The following is a 22848-nucleotide window of genomic DNA, read 5'->3' as shown; positions in this document are numbered from 1 at the left end:
GGTCGACTGCAGAGACCGTGATGCGCTAATTCCTGCGGGAAACATATTGGATGCCCGGCAGAGATAGTCACCCGGCATGACTTTCATCGCTGATTTCGCGCCGGCCATAGCTCAGGCGATATCTGCCGGTCTCGACGGGAAACACGGCGTAGGCGGTCCCTTTGATGGTCTCGGTCTTGTAGCTCACGCGCAGGCCATCGCGGCTGATCGCCAATAGCTCTTTGCCGCCGGTTCGTGCCGGGATCATTCCGCGCAGCATCGTTCCGGTTCGGCTGTCGGCGAACGCCTCGAACGTCAGGGCGGTGTCGCTCCAGGCGATCTGGGCGAAATGCGAGTTGTTGCGGCCGTCGGTCCAATCGAGCAATTGCTGTACCGAAACCAGCGGCACGCCGCGGGCCTTCGCCGCGGTCGTCAACTGCTTGTCGAAATCGTCACTGAAGTCGTAATGCGTCCCGAAGGCGCCATAAAAGCCCTGAGAACCGAGCGCCCGGTCGAGTTGTGTTTCGATGGCTGACGGAAAGCGCATGCCGCTCTCGTTCACCAGATGCGTCGCCAGCTGGTAGACGTCGATCATGCTGCCGTCGAGATCGGCAAACCGCATCGGCAGGCCGGAGCCGGTCATGAAGCCGGGACGGTTCTTTATCCACGAGCCGGGCCAATAGTAATAGCTCAGGTCCATGCGGACCCCATAACGCGCCTCCACCTTGGGCGTCGACGCCCAGTCGCTCCAGGCGATACAATGCGTCCGGTTTCCCGTCTGGGGCGGCAAGTCAGGATATTTGAGGCGGAATTCGTAAAGGTCTCGGCTGAACATCCTCGCGAAGTCAAGGCCGCCGAACCGCAGGGGTGCTCGATCGCCGCGTGGGATTGCTATCGCGCCACCGCGTGGATCTACACGAATGGCGGTTTGTCGCCCACGGAGGCCAGTGCCTATGCCGCAGACGGCTTCGACATCGGCGTTCATGTCAACAGGGGTTGCACAATCTCTTGCCGCTGGACAGCCGATCGAACGAATCCTCGGTCCCACTTGGCGTGCCGTGATCGTCGCCCGCCATCACCAGAACCGCCTTGTGCCCGTTGGGGAAGTACCACAGCCGCGGCAGCGGTGCCTTGCCTTCGAGCATGAAATTCATCAGGTTGACGAGCAGTCGCTGCTGCTCGTCAGCCACCGGGATGGCGATCCGATCGAAATCGTTCCAGTCGGATTGCTTGTCGCCTTTCTTGGCGCCGAAGAACAGATCATTGGGCCGGATGACGGAATTGCCGTCACGCTCGTCGCCGGCCCAGGCGGGATTGCCCTGTCGCGTGTAGACGACGGACCGGGCAAGATCGTAGGTGAACGCCGCCGCCTGGCCTCCGGCTTTGCCAACGGTGCGCACTGTGATCGCCGGGTTCGGCGTGACGCTCGACGTGTTGCTGTAGAGCCGGGCGATTTCGGTCGTGCCTGCTTTCAACCGGTATAGATCGGCCGCGCCATGATACCCGATCGTCTCGCCGACGATGCCGTGTCCAGGAGCCGTCTTCGTATCGATCAGCAGATAACCTTCGGTCAGCGGGGCGGCTTGATCCTCCAGCCCCAAAAGACCGGCCAGCCTCTTGTCGGGGCGCAAGGTGATCAGATCGCCGCCTGTATCGACCCATCTCGAAAACAGCGCCGCTTGCGCTTCGCTGAGCGGCATTTCGCCCAGCAGGGCCAAGTCGAACCGGTCGAGCAGTTCCGCGCTGAGCCGCGAAAGGTCGACGCTTTCGAACGAGCCGATGCCTTCGGCCCGCAGAATCTCGCTGTAATATGTGCTGAAGGGCAAAGTGCCTGAGGTAACGATCAGGACGGGCCCACCAAAACCGTGCGCAAGATCGCCCCGCGTCGTGAACGACCAGCTGTGGCCGATCGCCAGCGTGTTGCCGGCCTTGTCGCGAGCACTAGGAGCAAGGGTCGCCGTATACGTCGTCGCGCTCTTCAGCGGCATGGCTGGCGTAAGCACTGCAGAGCGGGTCCACCTGTCATACGAGACACTGGCTTCAACCGGTACGTCCGTGGCTGAGAGCCGGAGCGAGTTGATGCCGATGGAGGCGGGATCAATGTCTTCGCTAAAGGTCACTATGATCGCGGCGCCGGGATCTACAGCTACCCCATCTGCCACAGGTACAACCCAAGACACAGCCGGAGACGTATAGTCCCGTGAGGCGATTACAGCTAATCCCGTCGCAGCCAGCATGGCCACGATGATTAGTATCAGGCCCTTCCTCTCTCCCGCCATTCCCACGGATCCCTCCCTCACTCCTCCCAATGAGATTGGGCAAGTTTAGTTCCACAAGAAGGCGCTAATGCAACAAGATGTGCACCACTAAACGTGGAGAAGCCGAATATACGTCAGAAGTTGTGACAACCTTCCTCGTCTCGCCGAATCTATTTCAATAGGGCGGCACCCATATACGTCCCCGCACTGCCCGAAGCTGATCAGGTGGAACGGCCCTTCTCGAACAGCATCAAAAGTGTCTAACATTGTCGTGCAAAACGCCACAAAGACAGCGATGCCGATCAGTCGATCCGGTACTGGACATGGTAGCGGCCATGGTAGGCGGAGCGTTCGATATGGGCGCGCACGCCAAAAACCTCGGCGATAAGCCTTTCTGTCAGAATATCCTCCGGCGCCCCGGCCGCCACGACCTTGCCCTGGTTTAGGATAGCAAGGCTGTCGCAGAACATCGCTGCCAGATTGAGATCGTGCAGCGCGATGATGCTGGTCACCGGCAGCCGTGCCACCAGCTTGAGGATTTCCAGTTGATGCTGGATATCGAGATGGTTCGTCGGCTCGTCAAGCAGCAGTTCGCTCGGTGTCTGCGCAAGCGCGCGGGCGATGTGCACGCGCTGGCGCTCGCCGCCGGACAGTGTATGCCAAAGCTGTGCGGCCCTGCCGGGCATGCCGACATGACAAAGAGCGGCGTGCACTGCGGCATCGTCCGCGGCACTCCAGGACGAGAGCGGGCCGCGATGCGGCGTGCGTCCCAGCCTGACCGCGTCGAGAACACTCACCTCTGCATCGGTCGTTGCCTGCTGCTCGACGAAGGCGACGCGCCGGGCGATGTCGAGACGGGACATTGCAGCGATATCTGTGTTTCCAAGCGAAACGACGCCGCTCTTGACGTTTCGCAACCGGCAGATCAGGCGCAACAGGCTGGATTTGCCAGACCCGTTCGGCCCAAGCAGGCCGAGCGTCCTGCCGGGCGCCACCTCGATGCTGATGCCGTCGACGATCATTGCGCCGCCGGTCGACCAATGGACGTCACGGACGGAAATGCTCAAACCGGTCTCCTTGCCTTGTAGAGAATGGCCGCGAAGGCCGGCGCGCCAAACAGCGCGGTGACGACCCCGATCGGCAGGATCTGCTGCGGAACGATGATGCGCGATACAATATCGGCGGTAACCATGAAGGTCGCGCCGATCAATGCCGAGGCGGGCAGAAGGCGGCCATGCGAAGGACCGACGAGGAACCGCGCCGCATGTGGAATGACCAACCCGACAAAACCAATGGAGCCGACAATGCTAACCATGACCGCCGTCATCAGCGCCGTTGCGCCGAGAAGGATCATGCGGACGCGGTTGACCGCAATGCCCAGCGCTGCCGCTGCATCGATCCCGAAGGTAAAGGCGTCCAGTGCGCGGGCATAGAACATCGACACGGCCAAACCGGCGAGAGCGACGGGCGCGGCCAGATAGACGTCAGGCCAGCGCACGCCGGCAAGGCTGCCGAGTAACCAGAACATGACGCCGCGCGCCTGCTCGGCATTGGCCGACGTGGTGACGATGTAGGAGGTCAGCGCGTTGAAAAGCTGTGAGCCTGCGACACCGGCCAGGATGATCCGGTCCGCCCCGCCGCCGGCCCCGGCGGCAAGGGCCGATACCAGAACGAAGGCAAGGACGGCGCCGAGAAAAGCGCCGGCCGACAGCGTCAGGACGCCGTAGCCGAAACCGAGGATCATCACCGCAACCGCACCGGCCGAAGCGCCGGCGGAGATGCCGAGCACATAGGGTTCGGCCAGCGGATTGCGCAGCAGCGCCTGCAGGATCGCGCCGGACAGTGCAAGCGCTGCCCCGGAACTCGCGGCAAGCAGGGCGCGGCTCAGCCGATAATCCCAGACGATGCCTTCATGGATGCGGCTGAGTTCGAATGACGCGCCGAAAATCCGGTTGGCCACGGCCTTGCCGGTGGTTGTGAGCGGGATGGAGATCTCGCCAATCGAGACGGCAAGGCTGATCATGAAGGCGAGTGCTGTAAGCGTCAGGGTGGCAAGCGCCAAGCGCGCCCACCACCGGCCGCCGATCGTTACGGGTTGTTCGATCGCCGCCAGTGTCACTGCGACAATCCGAACGCCTTGATGCCTTGCGCCAGCGTCTCGATGCCGTCGATTGTGCGGATCGTCGGGTTCATCGACTGCGCATCCATCTGGATGAAGCGCTTGTTCCTGACCGCGTCCAACTGGCTGGTGACCGGATCCTTCTCGAGAAAGTCGATCTTCACCGCCGGATCGTCAGCCGCATAGCGGCGGCGGTCCATGGTGGCGATGACGATGACGGAGGGATTGGCCGCAGCGATCGTTTCCCAGCCGATCAGCGGCCATTCCTCCTCGGTCGTCACGACATTCCTGGCACCGAGCGCCTTCAGGATATAGGCCGGAGCGCTGTTCTTGCCGGCAATGAAGGCATCCCCCTCCACTTCCTTGCTGGAAAACCAGAAGACGACCGGGATGTCGCTGAGCCTGGCGCCAAGGACCAAAGCAGCGGCGTCGGATTCCCGCTTTTTCAGGTCTGCGATCAGTGCATCGCCGCGATCCTTTATGTCGAAGATTTGCGAGAGCTCGCGGATTTCCTGGTAGATCAGGTCCATCGTGAAGAGTTCTTTGCGCCGACCATCGCCGCCATCGGTATTGACCTTGGCGACGCAGTCGGCCGGCGAGACATAGGTGTTGATGCCGAGGCCTGAAAACTGCTCACGCTTGCCAACCGATCCTTGCGCGCCGACATGCCATTCGAATTCGGCGGCGACGAGATCCGGCGCCTCGCCGACGACGGATTCGAAGCTCGGGTCGTTGTCGGCGAGGCGCTTGATCTTCCGGTTTTGGGCCTCATACTCTTTCAGCACCGGACCGACCCAGACGGCGGTCCCGCCAATCTTGCCGGCCAGGCCGAGCGAGAACAGGACTTCGGTCATGCCCTGGCCGATCGAAACAATCCTCTGCGGCGGCTTGTCGAAGCTTACGGTCTGGCCGCAATTTGAAATTTCCAGGGGATAGCGCGTCGGTGCAGCCGCGGCCAGTGTGCAGAGGCTCCCCAACACAACCGCGGCTGCGGAAATCGGCGCGAGAATACGGGAAAAGGCGACAAAGCGCCCGGCAGGGCGGTCGAAATCGATCATGACGGTTCCTTTCCGGGCAACCCCGCCCGGGTGAGTGGATCTTGCTTTCGACGGCAGGTCTCCTGGCTCGCGGATATGTGTCTTTCGCCTGCCTTCCCGCGAAGCCAGAGGCTCGCAGTGGCATGGCGCCTGAAAAGGCGCCACAAGGACGATCGGCAATCCGCTTACAGTTGCGGGGGCAGCCACAGTCTTGGTCCCTGTTGGGTCTTCCGCACCGTGTTCCCTATTAATCCCCTCGAAGTCATCCATCGGGGAACCGTCGGCGGTGATTTAGGCCGAGCATGGCCGCCACGTCAAGGTGGCCGGTGTCGCTGTCAACCGAGTGATCGACCAGTGTTTAAGCACGGGCGTGCGGTTAAGGCATCAACTGGCCGCCGTTGACCTCGATAATCTGGCCGGTAATGTAGCCGGACAGACTGGGTGATGCCAGAAAGAGATAGGCGCCGACGCAATCCTCCGGGGTGCCGACCCGGCCCATCGGCACGGTGCGCCGTTGCGCATCGAGCATTTCAGGGCTGGTGTAGCGTTCGTGGAACGGCGTCGCGATGATGCCGGGCGCAACAGCGTTGACGCGGATACCGTCGCCAACAAATTCCTTGGCGTGGCCGCGGGTGATGGTCGACACGAAGCCTTTGGCTGCCGCGTAGAGGATCGCCCCATTGCCGCCACCATTGCGGGCAGCGATCGACGTCGTGTTGATGATGAAGCCGCCCTGTTTGCGCAGCCAGGGATGTGCGGCCCGCGTCGCGGCAAGCACCGAACGGGCATTGAGATCCATCACGCGCTGGTAGTGCGCGTCGCTCATTTCGGCGGTCGCAACGCGACCGAGCATGCCACCGGCATTGTTGATCAGCCCATCAAGCCGACCGAATTGACTGGCGGCCTCCTCGACCACCCGTTCGGTCACCCCATCCGTGGATACGTCGCCCTGGACCAGCACCGCCGTGCCGCCCGCACCCGCGACCTCCGCCAGCAGTTGAGTCGCAGCCTGGCGGCTCTCATTGTAGTGGATCGCGACGCTAGCGCCCTGGGCAGAAAACGCCAGCGCCAGCGCGGCGCCGATCCCCGTCGAGGCACCGGTGATCAGGACTGCTTTTCCGTCGAGATCGGGGATCTGGATCCCCTGCCATATGTTCAGCTGGCCAGTCATGTGTCGCCCTCGGTTTCCGGTCCACTCATTCATTCCCGCAAGCGAGATAACGCTCGGGCCGGATTTTTCCAGCTTCGGCGGATGACCGCGCCGTAACCGGCTCACCCGCAAAAAAAAGGCCCGGAACATCGCCTTGGCCTCTGGCAATCCATGCGATCGATGATCCGCGGTTATTCGGCCGCAGCACTCACCGCATGGCGGCGACCGATCGTCGCCTGCGTCAGCAACAGGGCGCCAACTGCGCACAGCGCTATCCCCATCGCCATCGGCACCGCGGTGCCATCGAAGAAAACCGACGCAACCATCATGGCAACAGCGGCCGTGACGAAATGCAACGTTCCCATCAGCGACGAGGCCGTGCCGGCGATCTCGCCGTGATCCTCCAGCGCCAGAACCGCCGTCGTCGGGATGACGAGACCGAGGCAGCCATAGCCGATGAAGAGGAAAACAGCCAATACGGGCAGTTGGCTGAAGTCCAGGCTCATGACGATGGCCATCGTTGCCATGGTGAGCGCAAATGCGGTGACGGCGACGCGCATGACGCGCACGAGGCCGAAACGCTCGCCGAACCAGCCGGTCACCTGCGATACGCCGAAGAACGACACCGCATTGATCGAGAAGGCGAGGCTGTATTGCGTCGGCGTCAAGCCGTAATGGTCGATCAGCACGAAGGGCGAGTTCGCCAGGTAGACGAGGAAGCTGGAAATGCCGAGTCCGCCGATGAAGGTGAGCGTCAGGAAGTTTCTGTCCCTCAGGAGGACACCATAGGCCGCCATGGCGCTGCCAAGGCTGCTTTCGGCGCGATGCGCCTTCGGACGGGTCTCCCGCAATTGCGTCGCCAGAAGGATCAGGCCGATGAACGAGGCAGCCATGACCGCCCAGAAGACGCCGCGCCAGCCGTAGAATTCGATGACGGCGCTGCCGGCGAGCGGTGCGAGGATCGGCGAAATGCTGAAGACCAGCATCAGCAGCGACATCAACCGCGCGGCCTGCACGCCGGTATGCATGTCACGAACGATGGCACGCGGAATGACCATGCCGGCGGCTCCGCCGATCCCCTGCAGGAAGCGGAAGGCGATCAGGGTTTCGATATCGGTCGCCAGTGCACAGCCGATGCTGGCAGCAGAAAACAGGCCGATGCCGAGATAGAGCGGCGCCTTGCGGCCCCACATATCAGACAGCGGGCCGTAGACGAGCTGGGAGAGTGCAAAGGAGATGAAAAAAGCCAGCAGGCTAAGCTGCACGACATTGTTTTCGGCCTGAAGATCCTGTCCGATCGAGGGTAAGGCCGGAAGATACATGTCGATGGCGAAGGGGCCGATCGCCGATAAAAGACCGAGGATCAGCGCGGTGCGAAAGAAGGAAGTTGTCATGGTGATCATCTTTCAGAAGACAGCGGCGCGCAGCCGGGACACCGCCTTGCCGCATCGCTCTCAGGAGGGTTCAATGGATCGTCATCAGGATGATCGCGGGCTTGGGAGGACCGCGCTTAGTTTGCCACCAGGGCGTCAATAAATTTGGACACACATGTCAAATTAGACACCATTGTCTAAAACGTCAATAGGCATTATCTTCGCGGCATGAAAAGTTCCAACGAGCCCGTGCCCAAGACCTCCGTGCACAGTCAGCGTGGCCAATGCGCCAAGCGCATCTCCATCCTGGACGCCGCCGCCGAAGTCTTCTGCCGTCAGGGTTTTGCCGGCGCAAGCATCGATGAGATCGCCGCAGTAGCCTGCGTGTCGCGCCAGACGGTCTACAATCACTACCGGGAAAAAGAGAACCTGTTCACAGCCGTCGTCGAGGACGTAATGGACCGGGCGAACGCCATGCTTTTCTCGATCCTCTCGACCTTTCCGGAAAATCCGGTCAATCTCAAAGACGATCTTGCAGCCTTTGCTGTGCGCCTCAGCCGCAACTGCATCTGCAATCAGGATGGGAAATTCCTGCGCAAGCTGGTGCAGTCCGAGGGCGAGCGCTATCCGCATCTTTTCGAATCCTGGCGCCAGCAAGGCCCCGGCAAGATCGGTACGGCGCTCGCCGCTCTCTTCGCCCGTCTCGCCCATAAGGGGCTGCTCGAGATCGACGATTTCGATGTCGCCGCCCGGCAGTTCCTGGCGCTGGTCAATGCCGATCTTCAGATGAGTACGTTGTTCGGCGCCACGCCGTCGGAGGAAGAACTGGAAAGTGCGGCGCGCAATGCGGTGCGCACGTTTCTCCGGGCCTATGCGGCGCCCCCGGCCTGATCGTTCCCGATAGTCCCTTTCAAAAGGAACCCGCGATGCGTTCGCTTGCCAGTTCCCGATCCACTGCCGACGACCACAGACAATTGCCTTTCAGGGCGGAACCGCTGGCTTCTGGCTCGAAACGACGGACGGGGCGGGTGCAATCTCTGTAACGGCTTCGTCGTCGCGGTTCGAAACGCTGACGCTGACGCTCCAGGCTGTCTGAAGGCCTGGCATGTATGTCCCCGGCATCCGGCGGCAGACCTCAGGCAATCACCGGATATCTCAATCGCTGCGCCTGCCGTTCCAGCTCCGCCAGCGGTTCATAGTCCACGTCTGATAAAACGGCAAAATCCTTCAGCGCCAGCACATCCCGCATGGGCGCGAGCGATGGTTCTGTGATCGCCTGCTGCAGCACCTGCCTGAGCAGCGAAACCTCCTCCTCGGGGGCACCGGCCCGGGTGACAAGCGGCAGTCCCGGAGCCTTGACCGTTTCGGCAAAGACGCGAACTCCCGCCAGGCTCTGCGGATCGAAACGCAGCACATTGCCGTAGGTGACGCAGTCGATTGCCGCCACATCCGCCCTGCCGGCGAGGATCGCCGCAATGCTGTTGCGATGCCCACCCGTCTCGATGACGGAGGAAAAGAGCCGCCCATCGCGCGCCAGCGGCGCGATCGCCGCGCGAAACAGGTTGACGCCGGAATTGCTGAAGGGCTCGTTGATCGCCGCCCTTGCGCCGCGCAGGTCTTCCAGCGACCGGGCACGGGAATTCTCTCGAATGACGATGAAACTGCATTTGAACGGTCCGTCGCAGCCCGGATGGCCATAGACCGGCGTTGCCAAGAGCCGAACCTTGCCGCGCAGCTGTTTGACATAGGGAAAGCCGCAAGTCTGGGCGAGCAGCAGCTCGGGATCCGTCCAGGCCTCTTTGTACCGCAGGGCGGCATCGAGCGTACCGGGAACGTCTTCGAGACCAGCTCGCGTCAGCGCAGCGCTGAGGAAACGCCACAAAGCCGCCGTTGCTTCAGCGAGCGGTGGCGGGTTGGCATACATGGCAAGGCTGGCACGGCGCATTGCGGACCTTTCGCAGGTGAAAACTTGGGTGATGGCGTTCGGCCGGGTGTCAGATCCATGATGCCGGCGTCTTCGGTAGCCGCCCGTCGGGATCGACGACATCCAGACGCGGCGCGCCGTCGCCGTTCCACCGCCAGAGCCCCACGCAGGTTCCACCCGGCGACATGAAGGAAGGATAGATCACCCCGTCGAAATCGTGGCTGATCAGCCGTTCGCGCAGCCGATGGGTCTCGGGCACCTCGCCCTTGTCGAGATGCATCCGCCATTCGCACCGATGAATATCGGCAGAGCTGCCGAGTCCTGCAAGTGTTGCCTCATCGGTCAAGTCGGCCAGAGAGGCGTCTTTGAGTTCCAACTGCGCGATCAGTGCCGGATGCTGGACAAAACCCTGATTGTATTCCGCCCACGCCGTCGAAAGTTCGCGCGCCGCATAGATCGTCGGCGCGCCAACCGGGTTCCAGCGGCCGCCGAACCGGGCAGCGCCTTCGCCAGAAAGCGGCGCAAAGGCCCATTGCGGCACGAAGGCGCGCCAGAGGGTCAGCTTGCCCGTATTTTTATCAGGCATAGACGCCGGACCGCACCGCCTCGAGATAGGCCAGCACCTTGTCCGACTTGCCCTCGCTCACCAGGTCATAGGCCGTCTTGCCCGCCCAGCCGGGGATCGGCTGATGCTTGAACCAGATGGTTGCACGGTTTTCGTCTCCGGCCATTTCGCTCGCCATGGCGAGGATGCGCACGACCTGGCTCAAGGCGCTGTCCACCTTGCGCGCGCTCGACTTCGCCGTCAGCGTGTTGCGGGCAACGCCGATCAGCCGGGCAAGCTCGGCCAGCGTAACGCCGAGCTGTTCCGAGACGCGCCGCGCCGACAGAAACGGCGAATGACCGTCACCGAAGCGGCTTGCCGCAGTATCGAAGCTCAAAGCTGTCATGGCTCTTCCTAGCACATCTTGATAAGAATAGTATCAAAATATGCTCAAACCATGCGCATTTCAAGCGCAGGGGCGATTAAACCGATTTGCGCCAACTCGGCTCCCGCTTCTCCAGGAATGCCGAAATGCCTTCCCGCGCCTCCGCCGTCTCCCATGCATCGGCCAGACGCTCGATCGTCGCCTCGATGACAGCATCGGTGATCTGCGTGCCCAGGGACCGCGCCAAAACTTTCGCGCGTCCGACAGCGCCCGGAGCCACCTGCAGATAGGATTGAATCTCCGCCTCCATCGCCTTGTCGAGCACCGGCGCCGGCACCACCCGCGTCACCAATCCGGCCGCATGTGCCTCGTGCGCGCCGATGATCCTGCCGGACATGAACAGCGGCCGCGCCTGACCCTCGCCGATGCGGGCCACGACATAGGGGCTGATGGTCGCCGGAATCAGCCCGAGCCGTGTCTCCGTCAGCCCGAATTTTGCCGTATCGGCAGCAATGGCAACGTCGGCGACCGCAAGCAGGCCGATACCGCCACCAAAGGCATTGCCGTGGACGCGGGCAATGACGGGTTTTTCCAGGTCGTTTAGCGTCTTGAACATCCGCGCCAGCCGTCGCGCCTCCGCAATCCTCGTCGCCCGGTCGGCGTCGACCTGCGCCTTCATCCAGTTGAGATCACCACCGGCGCAGAAGCTTACGCCGTCCCCAGCCAGCTCGACAACGCGAATGAACCGGTCGATGCTCAATTGTCCTGCCACGTCCGTCAGCTCATCGATCATCGCGGCCGAGATAGCATTGTGTTTTTCCGGGCGGGCAAGCGTCAGACGCGCCACGCCTCGATCATCTACAAAGAGGTGAATGGTCTCGAAAGTCATGCGGAACTCCTCAAACTGCGCGCGAAATCCGCTGCCCTTGCAAGTGCGTCCTCGCTTAACCCGGTCTCGAAACCGCGCGCTTTCAAATACTGGTCGACCAGCAGCGTATCGACGTTGCCCTTTGCGCCCGGCGCATAGGGGCAGCCGCCCAAACCACCCACAGAAGCGTCGAACACGCGGACGCCGCGATCCAGCGCGACGCCGATATTGTCGAGCGCCCGGCCCGACGTATCGTGAAAATGCCCCGCCAGTCTGGCCGCGGGGATCGCCGCCAGCACGGCCGTCAACATGCGATCGACTGCCTCCGGCGTCCCCCGACCGATCGTGTCGCCGAGACTGATCTCGTAACATCCGAGCTTCATGAGCTGTCCGGCAACGTTGGCAGCGCTCGCCGGGGCGATGGCGCCGTCATAGGGACATTCTACCACGCAACTGACATAACCGCGCATCGGAATGCCATGCCGCCGGGCAGCCTTTGCCACCGGGCGAAACCGCTCGATGCTCTCGGCGATGGAGCAATTGATATTGTGCTGCGAAAACCCCTCGGACGCAGAGGCAAAGACCGCGACCTCGTCCGCCTCTGCCGCAAGCGCCGCCTCGAAACCCTTCATGTTGGGCGTCAGCACGGCGTAACGCACGCCCGGCCTGCGCGCGATCCCGGCCATGACCTCAGCCGCATCGGCCAGTTGCGGCACCCATTTCGCGCTGACGAAGCTCGTCACTTCGATCCGATCGAACCCGCAGGCCGACAGCAAGTCGACGAGCCTGATCTTGTCTGCCGTATCGATCAGCACTTTCTCGTTCTGAAGCCCGTCCCGCGGCGCCATCTCGACGATCGAAAGGCGGTTCGAAGAAGCGCCTGTATCGGTTCCTGGCATCACGCGGCCTCCGGCTTCAGCGACAACAGAACCGTGCCCTCGGCCGTCTGGTCGCCCTCGACGACGTTCATGCTCTCGACAACGCCGTCCCGGCTTGCCGACAGCGTCAGTTCCATCTTCATCGCCTCCATCACGATCAATGCGTCCCCCTTCGAAACCGCATCTCCCGCCCGAACACGCACGAGCTTGACCAGACCCGGCATGGGCGCGACAACGCGATCGGTCCCGGCCGCACTCTCCGCCTCGCCATCGAGCGGATCGGGCAGGTGAAAATCATGGGCCTTGCCGTCGAGCAGCAGCGTCAGGCCGTGCGGTGTCTCGAGCAGCAGCAAACGAAGCTGCCGGCCGTCGACCTCGGCATGGCAGCCCCCGTCGAAGCGGCCGAAAATGCGCACGGGCAGGACGCGGCCGCCAATATGAACCGCAAACAGATCGAGCCCTCGCGCCGCCACGCGCAAGTCATGCCGCTCGCCGCCGTGGTCGAGCGTCACCGTGCGCGTCGCCTGTCCCCAGATCTGCCAGTGGCCAAGCGACAGCCAGGGATCGCTGGCCGGCCGTTTCCGCAGGATGCCGAGAGACAGAACCGCGGCCAGCGCCACCGCGGCTGCGTCGGGCGCCTCGGTTACAGTCAGCGTCTCGACCTCCCGGTCGATCAGGCCGGTGTCGGGATGGCCGGCCGCAAAGTCCGGCTGCTGGCTCAGGCGGTAAAGGAATTCGAGATTGTTGGCAACGCCACCGATATGGCTCTGTCGCAAGCCCTCCGTCAACTTGGCAAGCGCGGCGGCTCGGGTCGGGCCGTGCACGGTGAGTTTGGCAATCAGCGGATCGTAGTACGGACTGACGCGATCGCCCTGCCGGACGCCGGCATCGATCCGCGCCCCGTCGGCCGGGAAGCTCAAATGCCACAGCGTGCCGGTCGACGGCAGGAACCCCCGCGCCGGATCCTCGGCATAGATGCGCGCCTCGAAGGCCCAGCCGTCGATCGCAAGCTCGGACTGCCTCTTCGGCAAAGGTTCACCATTTGCTACCCGCAGCTGCCATTCGACGAGATCGAGCCCGGTGATCGCTTCGGTCACCGGATGCTCCACCTGCAGCCGCGTGTTCATTTCCATGAAGAAGAACCTGTCCGGCCGCAGCCCGTCGGAAACATCGACGATGAATTCGACCGTACCTGCCCCCTGATAGCCGATCGCCTGCGCCGCCCGAACGGCCGCCTCGCCCATGGCGATGCGCATTTCCGCCGTCATGCCCGGCGCCGGCGCTTCCTCGATGACCTTCTGGTGCCGCCGTTGCAAGGAGCAGTCACGCTCGAACAGATGCACGACATTGCCATCGCGGTCGCCGAAGACCTGGATTTCGATGTGGCGCGGCCGTTGCAGATATTTCTCGATCAGCACGGCGCCGTCGCCGAAGGCCGCTTCCGCCTCGCGCCGTGCCGCGTCGAGCGCCGCACCGAAGTCTTCCGGCCGGTCGACCCGGCGCATGCCCTTGCCGCCACCGCCCGCCCGCGCCTTGATCAACACCGGGAAGCCGATGTCCGTAGCCTGCCCAGTTAGGAACGCGGCGTCCTGATTGTCCCCATGATAGCCGGGAACCACCGGTACGCCGGATTGCTCCATCAGCACCTTGGCCGCATCCTTCAGGCCCATGGCGCGGATAGCGGCCGGCGAAGGCCCGATGAAGGCCATTCCCGCCGCTTCGACCGCCTCGGCGAAATCCGCATTCTCCGACAGAAAGCCATAGCCCGGGTGGATAGCCTGCGCGCCGCACCGTTGCGCAACCCCGATGACACGCTCGATCGAAAGATAGCTCTCGGCTGCCACGGCAGTGCCGATGCGGAACGCCTCATCGGCCATTTCGACGTGAAGCGCGCCGGCGTCCGCATCGGAATAGACCGCTGCTGTGCGGATGCCGAGCCGCCGCGCCGTGTGGATGATGCGGCACGCGATTTCACCGCGATTGGCAATGAGGATTTTCGAAAACATTGTGTATCCGGCCTATTGCGCGGCGACGACTTCGACCTCGAGAAGCCAGGCCCCGTCGAAAATCCCGGCGATCACCACCGTCATTGCCGGCGCCAGGTTGCCGAGATACTCGCTACGGACCTCGCGGTTGGCTGAGGTGTGATGCCGATCGGCGAGATAGGTCGTCACTTTGACGATATCCGCCTTCGTCATCCCCGCGGCCTTCAGCTGCGCATCAACGTTCAGCCAGACCTGGCGCGCCTGCGCCTCGAAACCTGCCGGTACCACGTCGTCGGAATCCGCCGGAATCTGGCCGCTGACGAGGAGCAGCCGCTGGAAGTCCTCGAGCCGGACGGCCTGCGAATAGCCGCCGCGGGGTTGAGGGGCATTCTTGGCATTGAAAACGTCGCGTTTCATTGTCGTCTCCTCACATCCTGAACAGGCCAAAACGGGTATCGTCTATGGGTGCATTCAATGTTGCCGAAAGGGAGAGCGCCAGCACGTCGCGGCTCTTGCGCGGATCGATGATGCCGTCGTCCCAAAGTCGCGCCGAGGCATAGAGCGGGTGGCTCTGGGTTTCGAACAGGTTGAGCACCGGCTGCTTGAACTTCGCCTCGTCCTCTTCGGTCCAGGGGGTGCCTGCCCGCTTCAGCGCATCGCCCCGCACGGTCGCGAGGACGCCCGCCGCCTGCTCGCCGCCCATCACCGAAATCCGGCTGTTCGGCCAGGTCCAGAGGAAACGTGGCGAGAAGGCCCGGCCGCCCATGCCGTAGTTGCCGGCGCCGAAGGAGCCGCCGACCAGCATAGTGATCTTCGGCACCTTCGTCGTTGCGACCGCCGTCACCAGCTTGGCGCCGTGCTTGGCAATGCCTTCGGCCTCGTATTTCCGCCCGACCATGAAGCCGGTGATGTTCTGCAGGAAAACGAGCGGAATCTTGCGCTGTGAGCACAGTTCGACAAAATGCGTGCCCTTCAGCGCCGATTCCGAAAACAGCACGCCGTTGTTGGCGATGATGCCGACAGGAATGCCGTGCACATGGGCAAAGCCGCAGACCAGCGTCGTGCCGTAGCGCGCCTTGAACTCGTCGAGCCGGGAGCCGTCGACGACACGGGCGATCACCTCTCTGATGTCATAGGGTGTGCGCAGGTCGGATGGCACGATGCCGGCTATGTCGCCGGGATCGTAGACCGGCACCTCCGGCGCCTGCCGCTCGACGGTAATCACCGGCCGATTGAGATTGGCGACGGCGCGGCGCGCCAGAGCGAGTGCATGCACATCATCGCGCGCCAGATGGTCGGCGACGCCGGAAAGTCGCGTATGCAAGTCGCCGCCACCGAGATCCTCCGACGAGACGATCTCGCCGGTCGCGGCACGGACGAGCGGCGGCCCGGCAAGGAAGATGGTTCCCTGCCCTTCGACGATGATTGCCTCGTCCGACATGGCCGGCATATATGCGCCGCCCGCCGTACACGACCCCATCACCACGGCGATCTGCGGAATGCCAGCAGCCGACATATTGGCCTGGTTGTAGAAGATCCGGCCGAAGTGGTCCCGGTCCGGGAACACCTCGTCCTGGTTCGGCAGGTTCGCGCCGCCGGAATCGACCAGATAGACGCATGGCAGGTTGTTTTCGGCAGCGATTTCCTGCGCCCGTAAATGCTTCTTCACGGTCATCGGATAATAAGTGCCGCCTTTGACGGTCGCGTCATTGCAGACGATCATGCAGTCGCGGCCAGAAACGCGCCCGATGCCGGTAATCAGGCCGGCGGCCGGCGCATCGCCGTTGTAGAGCCCCTGCGCAGCGGTCATGCCGAGTTCGAGGAACGGCGTCGCCGGGTCGATCAGCTGGGCCACCCGGTCGCGCGGCAACATCTTGCCGCGGCTGACATGGCGCTCGCGCGCCACCTCGCCGCCGCCGCCTGCCGCCAGCAGAGCCGCCTCTTCCACCACGCGCATCGCTTCGGCCATCGCTGCGCTGTTGGCGCGGAATGTCTCCGAAGACGTCGAAATCTGCGATTTCAGAACGGCCATTCATCCCCCGATCGACCCAACATCTGAAAGTCCTCCACCTCTATGCCGTCTCGCTGAAGAGCTCCCTGCCGATCAGCATGCGCCGTATCTCCGAGGTTCCCGCGCCGATCTCGTAGAGTTTCGCATCCCTCAGCAACCGGCCCGCCGGATAGTCATTCGTATAGCCGTTGCCGCCGAGCACCTGGATGGTTTCGAGCGCCAGCGCCGTCGCCCGCTCGGCTGCATAGAGGATGCAGCCGGCGGCATCCTTGCGCGCCGTCTCGCCCCGGTCGCAGGCTGATGCTACGGCATAGACATAGGCGCGCGCCGCATTCAGCGTCACATACATGTCGGCGATCTTGCCTTGCATCAGCTGGAATTCTCCGATCGGCTGACCGAACTGCTTTCTTTCATGCAGATAGGGGAGAGCTTCGTCGAGGCAAGCGGCCATGATGCCAAGTGGCCCGGCCGACAGCACGACGCGCTCGTAATCGAGCCCCGACATCAGGATCCGCACCCCGCCGCCGACAGCGCCCAGCACGTTCTCCTCCGGCACTTCGCAATCCGTGAAGATCAGCTCGCAGGTATTGGAGCCGCGCATGCCGAGCTTGTCGAGCTTCTGGCCGGTCGAGAAGCCGGCAAAGGTGTTTTCGATCAGAAATGCCGTGATGCCCCGCGCGCCCGCGTCCGGATCGGTCTTGGCATAGACCACCAGCACATCGGCATCCGGACCATTGGTGATCCACATCTTGTTGCCGTTGAGCACATAGCGGTCGCCGTGCCTGTCGGCCCTGAGCTTCATCGAAACGACATCGGAGCCAGCCCCCGGTTCGGACATTGCCAGCGCGCCGACATGCTCGCCGGAAATGAGCTTCGGCAGGTAACGAGCCTTCTGCGCATCCGAGCCGTTGCGGTTGATCTGGTTGACGCAGAGATTGGAATGCGCCCCGTAGCTTAAGGCCACCGACGCCGAGGCCCGGCTGATTTCCTCCATCGCCACGCAATGGGCGAGATAGCCAAGCCCGCTGCCGCCATAGGCTTCGTCCGCGGTAATTCCGAGCAGCCCGAGATCGCCAAGTTCGCGCCACAGCGGCGCCGGAAAGCTGTTGTCCCGGTCTATGTCGGCCGCCCGCGGCGCGATGCGCTCGCTGGCAAACCGGCGCACGGTCTCGCGCAGGGCCTCGATGTCTTCGCCCAGAGCAAAGCTCAATCCGCCTGAATACATCGGGTCTCCTCCCCTATCCCTTCACGCTGCCGCACCATCGGGGAGACACAGGCGATATCCACCGCTGCCTCTACCGAGGCGCACTTGGCGGACACCTGCTTTCCTCCCGGGTGCGCAGCCACCGAATTATCTCGGCCAAACGGACTCCTCTTCCGTTTCGCCAATGCCGAATTTCGAGACTATCATACCCGCACAACAATTTCCGAACCATGACAGGCGCTTGGACGCATGTTTTGCAAAAATTTTGATGAGAAATCGGTCATTTGGATTGCAATGCCGCCCAGCTCCGCTCGCCATTGCACTTGCGCGGAACTGCCGTAGGCCTCAAGACGACACAGCAGATTCGACACTGGACAATTCATGACGGCAAAGCAGATCGTGATCATCGGCGGCGGGCCGGCGGGGCTGATGGCAGCGGAGGTGCTGTCACTCTCCGGCCATGCCGTCACGGTTTATGACGCCATGCCGACCTTCGGCCGCAAATTCCTGCTCGCCGGCAAGTCTGGCCTCAACATCACCCATTCCGAGGATTACGCGCGCTTCGCCAATCGTTTCGGCGCAGCCTCCGACCGGCTGCGTCCCGCGCTCGATGCCTTCGCCCCTGCGGACCTGCGGGCGTGGGCGTCAAGTCTCGGCACGGAAACCTTCGTCGGCACTTCGGGGCGCGTTTTCCCGAAGGTCATGAAGGCGTCGCCGCTCCTGCGCGCCTGGCTCGGCCGGTTGGTAGCGCAAGGCGTGACGCTGCTGCCGCGCCATCGCTGGATGGGTTTTGACGCCAGCGGTCTTGTCTTCGAAACGCCGAATGGAAGAACGGTCATCCACAGCGACGCGACGCTGCTCGCGCTCGGCGGCGCCAGCTGGCCGCGTCTGGGCTCGGATGGAGGCTGGGTCGCCCTGTTGGCAAACAAGGGCGTTGATATGGCCGCCTTTCAGCCCGCCAATTGCGGTTTCGACGTTGCCTGGAGCGACGTCTTCAAGAATCGTTTCGCCGGCGCACCTCTGAAAGCCGTGACCACGACCTCCGACGCCGGTACCTTTCCCGGTGAATTCGTTATCTCCTCCCATGGCATCGAAGGCAGCCTTGTCTACGCGCATGCGGCTGCCTTGCGCGACAGGCTGAATCGGGATGGCGGGGCCACGCTGTCAGTCGATCTCGCACCGGGAAGAAGCATCGAACGCCTGGCAAGAGACCTCTCGCGACAGGATAGAAAAGCCAGCCTGTCCAACCGTCTGCGTAAGGGCGCCGGGCTGGAGGGTGTCAAATCCGCCCTGCTGCGCGAACTGCTCCCGGAAACCGCGCTCACCGATCCGGAACGACTTGCGCGGTCGATTAAGGCGCTACCGATCCCTGTCCTCAGGCCGCGTCCGATCGCCGAAGCGATATCCTCTGCAGGCGGCATCCGCCTTAACGATCTCGACGACCGATATATGCTCAAATCCCTCCCCGGCATCTTCGCCGCAGGAGAAATGCTGGACTGGGAGGCGCCGACCGGAGGCTATCTACTGACCGCCTGTTTCGCCACCGGCAGGGCAGCTGCCCGCGGCATTATTGAATGGCTGCAAGCCCGGTGATGCTTCAGCCGGAAGCTTTGCGCGTCGGTGCCTGGTCGATCAGCTCGAAGATTGTGGAAACAGGTACAACATCCTCAGACCGCAGCTTGACCAATCCATCCTTGCCGACAAGCAGCAGGGCAAAGGCGTCATCGGCGACATCGAGATCATATCGGATGGCATAGGCATTGAGATCATGCTGGGGGCCGAACAGCACCTTCACATCATCGCGGTCGACTTCCAGCACGATCAGATCGCGCTTACCCAACTCCCCGGTGTCAGCCAGCAGCATATTGGCTTGGCGCATGGCCCTGCCGCGATCTTCGCCGGGAAAAATCACGAGAACCCTGTAGCGCCATTCGAAATCGACAAGACTTTCTCCGCCATGCTGCGGATCGACACCCATGCCAAATACATCGGCAGTCAGTGATTTCAGCATTGCCTTGATCCTCGTACTATTGAACCATGAGAGGAAAAACCAGCAAGCTGGCGGTTGGTTCCAGATTTTCGGCTCAAGGATGCCTTTATTGAACGAGCATCGCCCGAAAATCATTCACGTTCGTGCCAGTCGGCCCCGGCTTGAAAATATCGCCGATCGCATCGAAGGCGGACCAGCTGTCATTGCGGTCGAGAAGTGCGGCAGCATCGATATTGTTCGCGGCAAGATGAGCAATCGAGGTGCCATCGGCAAACGCCCCGGCATTGTCTTCAGAGCCATCGATCCCATCCGTATCCGCCGCAAGCGCCGATACACCGTCGCATCCGTCTATACCGAGGGCCAGAGACAGTAGAAACTCGCTGTTGCGCCCACCCTTGCCCTCGCCCCTGATCGTCACCGTGGTCTCGCCGCCGGACAGAATGACGACTGGCTTCCTGAACGGCCGGTTGCGCACGGCAACTTCACGCGCGATCGCGGCATGCACGCGTCCGACCTCGTTCGCCTCCCCTTCCATCGCATCGGAGAGAATGACCGCCTCGACACCGGCCGCGCGCGCCGCCTCCGCGGCTGCCTCCAGCGAAACCGCGGCTGATGCCACGAGACGGACGGTATTGGTTACAAAGCGCGGATCGGACGGTGTTGGTGCGGCGGAGTCCCCGCGGCGGATGAAATCCATGACCGTTTGCGGCAGGTCCAGCCGACAACGCTCGATAGATCTCAGCGCATCCTCGCGCGTACTGCCATCGGGGATCGTCGGCCCCGAAGCAACCAGCGCTGGGTCATCGCCGGGAATGTCCGACACGACCAAAGAAACGACTTTCGCGGGGTAAGCTGCCGCCGCCAGCCGCCCGCCTTTGATTACCGAGACATGCTTGCGCACCGCATTCATTGCGCTGATCGGCGCACCACAGGCGAGCAGCGTTCGGTTGGCGGCAATCTCGTCTTCCAGCGTCACGTCGCCCGCCGGCATCGGCAGCAGCGCCGACCCGCCGCCGCAGATCAGCGCGACGACAAGATCATCCTCACTCAACCCGCTGACTTCCTGCATCAGCCGATGCGACGCCTTCAATCCGTTTTCATCCGGCAGCGGATGCGATGCCTCCAGCACGTCGATCCGCTCGCAGCGTGCGCCGTAGCCATAGCGCGTTACGACAGCGCCCGAGAGCGGGCCGTCCCAGAGACGTTCGAACACCTGCGCCATCTGCGCCGCACCCTTGCCAGCACCGATCACGACGGTCCTGGCCTTCGGCTTCTCTGGCAGGTTTGCCGCCAGCACCTTGGCCGGTCGGCCGCCGCGACCGCTGCGTGAAAGAGCGCTTCGAGAAAAGCCTTGGGGTCCACGATCGGTGACATGTTTCATCCTTGTCTATCAAAAGGACCGGGCGGCATTCCTGCTTGCCGCCGGCCCTGTCGTCAGGCGACCGCGTGGTTGGCCATGCGCTCCAGAGCCTTGACGAGGCCCGAATGATCGAGGCCGGCATCGCCATTGGCAGCACAGCTGTTGAACAGCTCCTGCGTCGCCGCCGTATTGGGCAGCGAGATGCCGAGCGACTTTGCTCCCTGCAGCGCCAGGTTCAGGTCCTTCTGGTGCAGCGAGATCCGGAACCCGGGATCGAAGGTGCGCTTGATCATGCGGTCGCCATGCACTTCGAGAATGCGCGACGAGGCAAACCCGCCCATCAGCGCTTCGCGCACGCGCGCCGGGTCGGCCCCTGCCTTGGAGGCGAAGACCAGCGCTTCCGCCACCGCCTCGATCGTCAGCGCGACGATGATCTGGTTGGCAACCTTGGTCACCTGCCCGTCGCCGCAGTCGCCGACCAGCGTGATGTTCTTGCCCATCAGCTTGAACAGCGGCAGCGCCCGGTCGAAACTCGCCTGCGTGCCGCCGGCCATGATCGACAGCGACGCCTGCTTGGCGCCGACCTCGCCGCCCGAAACTGGCGCATCCATATATTCGGCGCCCGTCTCGCGGACCTTTCTGGCGAACTCCTTGGTCTCGATCGGCGAGATCGAGCTCATGTCGATGACCAATTTGCCCTTCGACAGACCGTAGGCGACACCGTTTTCGTCGAACAGGACGTCCTTCACTTCCGGCGTGTCCGGCAGCATCAGGATGATGATGTCGACCTCTTCGGCCAGCGCCTTCGGATTTTCCGCAAACATCAGGCCGTTGTCGACAAGTTCCTGTTTCGGCGGGATGAAGAATTTCGAGGTGACGACGGTGTGGCCGGCATCCTGCAGGTGGCACGCCATCGGCGTGCCCATAATACCCAGTCCTATAAAGCCGATTGTGGCCATGATGCTTAGCTCCTGATCATGATGATGTCTGCGCTGCGCGGCTGGCGGTTCGCCTCGGACAGCCAGCCGAGCCCTTCGGTGGTCGTCGTGCGCGGCTTGTATTCGCAGCCGATGAAACCGTCATATCCGGCCGCATCCAGCGCCTCGAAGACGAAGGGATAGTTGATCTCGCCGGTGCCCGGCTCGTTGCGGCCCGGATTGTCGGCGAGCTGGATATGGGCGATGTGGTCCTTATGCTTTTGGTAGGTGCCGATCAGTTCGCCCTGCGTCCGCTGCTGGTGGTAGAGGTCGTATTGGATAAACAGGTTGTCGCTGCCCACCTCGCGGATGATCGAGGCCGCCTCATCCACCGTGTTGAGGTAGAAGCCCGGAATATCGAAGCGGTTGATCGGCTCGATCAAAAGCTGGATCCCGTGCTTGCCGAGCTCCGCCGCAGCCAGTCGAACGTTGGCAACGAAGGTTGCCCGCAACACCTCATCCGAAACCCCGGCCGGCACGACGCCCGACAGGCAGTTGATCTTCGTGCAGCCGAGCGTCGTCGCATAATCGATGGCCGACGCCACGCCGCGCCGAAACTCGTCGATCCGGTCGGGCAGGATGGCGATGCCGCGCTCGCCGCCGGCCCAGTTGCCGGCCGGTAGGTTGTGCAGCACCTGGGTCAGGCCATTGGCATCGAGGGCCGCCTTCAGCGCGTGGGCGTCGAAGTCGTAGGGAAAGAGATATTCCACCGCCTCGAACCCGGCCTTGGCGGCGGGCGCGAAACGATCGAGGAACGGCGCCTCGTTGAAAAGCATGGTCAGGTTTGCCGCGAATTTCGGCATGAA

The 22848-nt window shown here is 62.8% G+C and carries 19 protein-coding genes, 2 pseudogenes and 1 riboswitch; of the genes and pseudogenes, 2 read left to right on the top strand and 19 right to left on the bottom strand.

Annotated features, from left to right (window positions below):
* Window positions 1-67: 67 nt before the first annotated feature.
* The 6 genes and pseudogenes from ACSQ2Z_RS21965 to ACSQ2Z_RS21940 all read right to left on the bottom strand — a co-directional run bounded on the left by ACSQ2Z_RS21965 (window position 68) and on the right by ACSQ2Z_RS21940 (window position 7937).
* Window positions 68-2258 (bottom strand): annotated as a pseudogene (locus ACSQ2Z_RS21965) (Ig-like domain-containing protein).
* Between the two features lie 281 nt (window positions 2259-2539).
* A complete protein-coding gene (locus ACSQ2Z_RS21960) occupies window positions 2540-3259 on the bottom strand; it encodes an ABC transporter ATP-binding protein (RefSeq protein WP_436084123.1) in 720 nt (239 codons plus the stop codon).
* A 41-nt stretch (window positions 3260-3300) separates the two neighbouring features.
* Window positions 3301-4260 carry a FecCD family ABC transporter permease gene (locus tag ACSQ2Z_RS21955; RefSeq protein WP_436084122.1) on the bottom strand — a complete coding sequence of 320 codons (960 nt, stop codon included), beginning with the start codon at window positions 4258-4260 and terminating at the stop codon, window positions 3301-3303.
* 92 nt (window positions 4261-4352) lie between these two features.
* Entirely contained in the window at window positions 4353-5414 is a 1062-nt protein-coding gene (locus tag ACSQ2Z_RS21950; RefSeq protein ID WP_436083370.1) for an ABC transporter substrate-binding protein, read from the bottom strand.
* Window positions 5415-5449: 35 nt separating this feature from the next.
* Window positions 5450-5690: riboswitch (cobalamin riboswitch) on the bottom strand.
* A 79-nt stretch (window positions 5691-5769) separates the two neighbouring features.
* Window positions 5770-6564 (bottom strand): SDR family NAD(P)-dependent oxidoreductase, encoded by a 795-nt coding sequence (locus ACSQ2Z_RS21945; RefSeq protein ID WP_436083369.1) that lies wholly within the window; start codon window positions 6562-6564, stop codon window positions 5770-5772.
* Window positions 6565-6734: 170 nt separating this feature from the next.
* Window positions 6735-7937 carry a multidrug effflux MFS transporter gene (locus ACSQ2Z_RS21940; protein WP_436083368.1) on the bottom strand — a complete coding sequence of 401 codons (1203 nt, stop codon included), beginning with the start codon at window positions 7935-7937 and terminating at the stop codon, window positions 6735-6737.
* A gap of 207 nt (window positions 7938-8144) precedes the next feature.
* Between ACSQ2Z_RS21940 and ACSQ2Z_RS21935 the strand changes: the two genes are divergently transcribed.
* Window positions 8145-8807, top strand: a complete 663-nt coding sequence (locus ACSQ2Z_RS21935) for a TetR/AcrR family transcriptional regulator C-terminal domain-containing protein (RefSeq protein WP_436083367.1) — start codon at window positions 8145-8147, stop codon at window positions 8805-8807.
* A 244-nt stretch (window positions 8808-9051) separates the two neighbouring features.
* On the opposite strand, the gene ACSQ2Z_RS21930 is transcribed toward ACSQ2Z_RS21935, so the two are convergent.
* The 9 genes from ACSQ2Z_RS21930 to ACSQ2Z_RS21890 form a co-directional block, all read right to left on the bottom strand.
* The gene (locus ACSQ2Z_RS21930) at window positions 9052-9861 is read right to left on the bottom strand and encodes a phosphate/phosphite/phosphonate ABC transporter substrate-binding protein (RefSeq protein WP_436083366.1); all 810 of its coding nucleotides are present in this window, start codon (window positions 9859-9861) and stop codon (window positions 9052-9054) included.
* Window positions 9862-9910: 49 nt separating this feature from the next.
* Window positions 9911-10453, bottom strand: coding sequence for an RES family NAD+ phosphorylase (locus ACSQ2Z_RS21925; RefSeq protein WP_436084121.1), 543 nt, complete (start codon window positions 10451-10453; stop codon window positions 9911-9913).
* Window positions 10419-10790 (bottom strand): antitoxin Xre/MbcA/ParS toxin-binding domain-containing protein, encoded by a 372-nt coding sequence (locus ACSQ2Z_RS21920; RefSeq protein WP_436083365.1) that lies wholly within the window; start codon window positions 10788-10790, stop codon window positions 10419-10421. The genes ACSQ2Z_RS21925 and ACSQ2Z_RS21920 overlap by 35 nt, the downstream gene beginning before the upstream one ends.
* Window positions 10791-10866: 76 nt before the next feature.
* Entirely contained in the window at window positions 10867-11658 is a 792-nt protein-coding gene (locus ACSQ2Z_RS21915; protein ID WP_436083364.1) for a crotonase/enoyl-CoA hydratase family protein, read from the bottom strand.
* The gene (locus ACSQ2Z_RS21910) at window positions 11655-12536 is read right to left on the bottom strand and encodes a hydroxymethylglutaryl-CoA lyase (RefSeq protein WP_436083363.1); all 882 of its coding nucleotides are present in this window, start codon (window positions 12534-12536) and stop codon (window positions 11655-11657) included. The genes ACSQ2Z_RS21915 and ACSQ2Z_RS21910 overlap by 4 nt, the downstream gene beginning before the upstream one ends.
* Window positions 12536-14521 (bottom strand): acetyl/propionyl/methylcrotonyl-CoA carboxylase subunit alpha, encoded by a 1986-nt coding sequence (locus tag ACSQ2Z_RS21905; RefSeq protein WP_436083362.1) that lies wholly within the window; start codon window positions 14519-14521, stop codon window positions 12536-12538. The genes ACSQ2Z_RS21910 and ACSQ2Z_RS21905 overlap by 1 nt, the downstream gene beginning before the upstream one ends.
* 12 nt (window positions 14522-14533) lie before the next feature.
* Window positions 14534-14917 (bottom strand): RidA family protein, encoded by a 384-nt coding sequence (locus ACSQ2Z_RS21900; protein WP_436083361.1) that lies wholly within the window; start codon window positions 14915-14917, stop codon window positions 14534-14536.
* A 10-nt stretch (window positions 14918-14927) separates the two neighbouring features.
* Entirely contained in the window at window positions 14928-16532 is a 1605-nt protein-coding gene (locus ACSQ2Z_RS21895; protein ID WP_436083360.1) for a carboxyl transferase domain-containing protein, read from the bottom strand.
* A 40-nt stretch (window positions 16533-16572) separates the two neighbouring features.
* Entirely contained in the window at window positions 16573-17736 is a 1164-nt protein-coding gene (locus ACSQ2Z_RS21890; protein ID WP_436083359.1) for an isovaleryl-CoA dehydrogenase, read from the bottom strand.
* A 360-nt stretch (window positions 17737-18096) separates the two neighbouring features.
* On the opposite strand from ACSQ2Z_RS21890, the gene ACSQ2Z_RS21885 reads away from it, so the two are divergent.
* Window positions 18097-19308: a TIGR03862 family flavoprotein gene (locus tag ACSQ2Z_RS21885; RefSeq protein WP_436083358.1), complete on the top strand. Its 1212-nt coding sequence runs from the start codon at window positions 18097-18099 to the stop codon at window positions 19306-19308.
* Window positions 19309-19312: 4 nt separating this feature from the next.
* Here the strand turns inward: ACSQ2Z_RS21885 and ACSQ2Z_RS21880 are convergent, their stop codons facing one another.
* The 4 genes and pseudogenes from ACSQ2Z_RS21880 to hyi all read right to left on the bottom strand — a co-directional run bounded on the left by ACSQ2Z_RS21880 (window position 19313) and on the right by hyi (window position 22845).
* Entirely contained in the window at window positions 19313-19726 is a 414-nt protein-coding gene (locus tag ACSQ2Z_RS21880; RefSeq protein ID WP_436083357.1) for a DUF4174 domain-containing protein, read from the bottom strand.
* A gap of 85 nt (window positions 19727-19811) precedes the next feature.
* Window positions 19812-21079, bottom strand: a pseudogene (locus tag ACSQ2Z_RS21875) (glycerate kinase type-2 family protein).
* Between the two features lie 60 nt (window positions 21080-21139).
* Entirely contained in the window at window positions 21140-22024 is an 885-nt protein-coding gene (locus tag ACSQ2Z_RS21870) for a 2-hydroxy-3-oxopropionate reductase (protein WP_436083356.1), read from the bottom strand.
* Between the two features lie 5 nt (window positions 22025-22029).
* Window positions 22030-22845, bottom strand: a complete 816-nt coding sequence (gene hyi / locus ACSQ2Z_RS21865) for a hydroxypyruvate isomerase (protein ID WP_436083355.1) — start codon at window positions 22843-22845, stop codon at window positions 22030-22032.
* Between the last annotated feature and the right edge of the window lie 3 nt (window positions 22846-22848).

It is taken from the genome of Pararhizobium sp. LjRoot235, assembly GCF_964254145.1.
GTDB lineage: Bacteria > Pseudomonadota > Alphaproteobacteria > Rhizobiales > Rhizobiaceae > Pararhizobium.
This window is presented reverse-complemented; position numbering and strand designations above follow the sequence as displayed.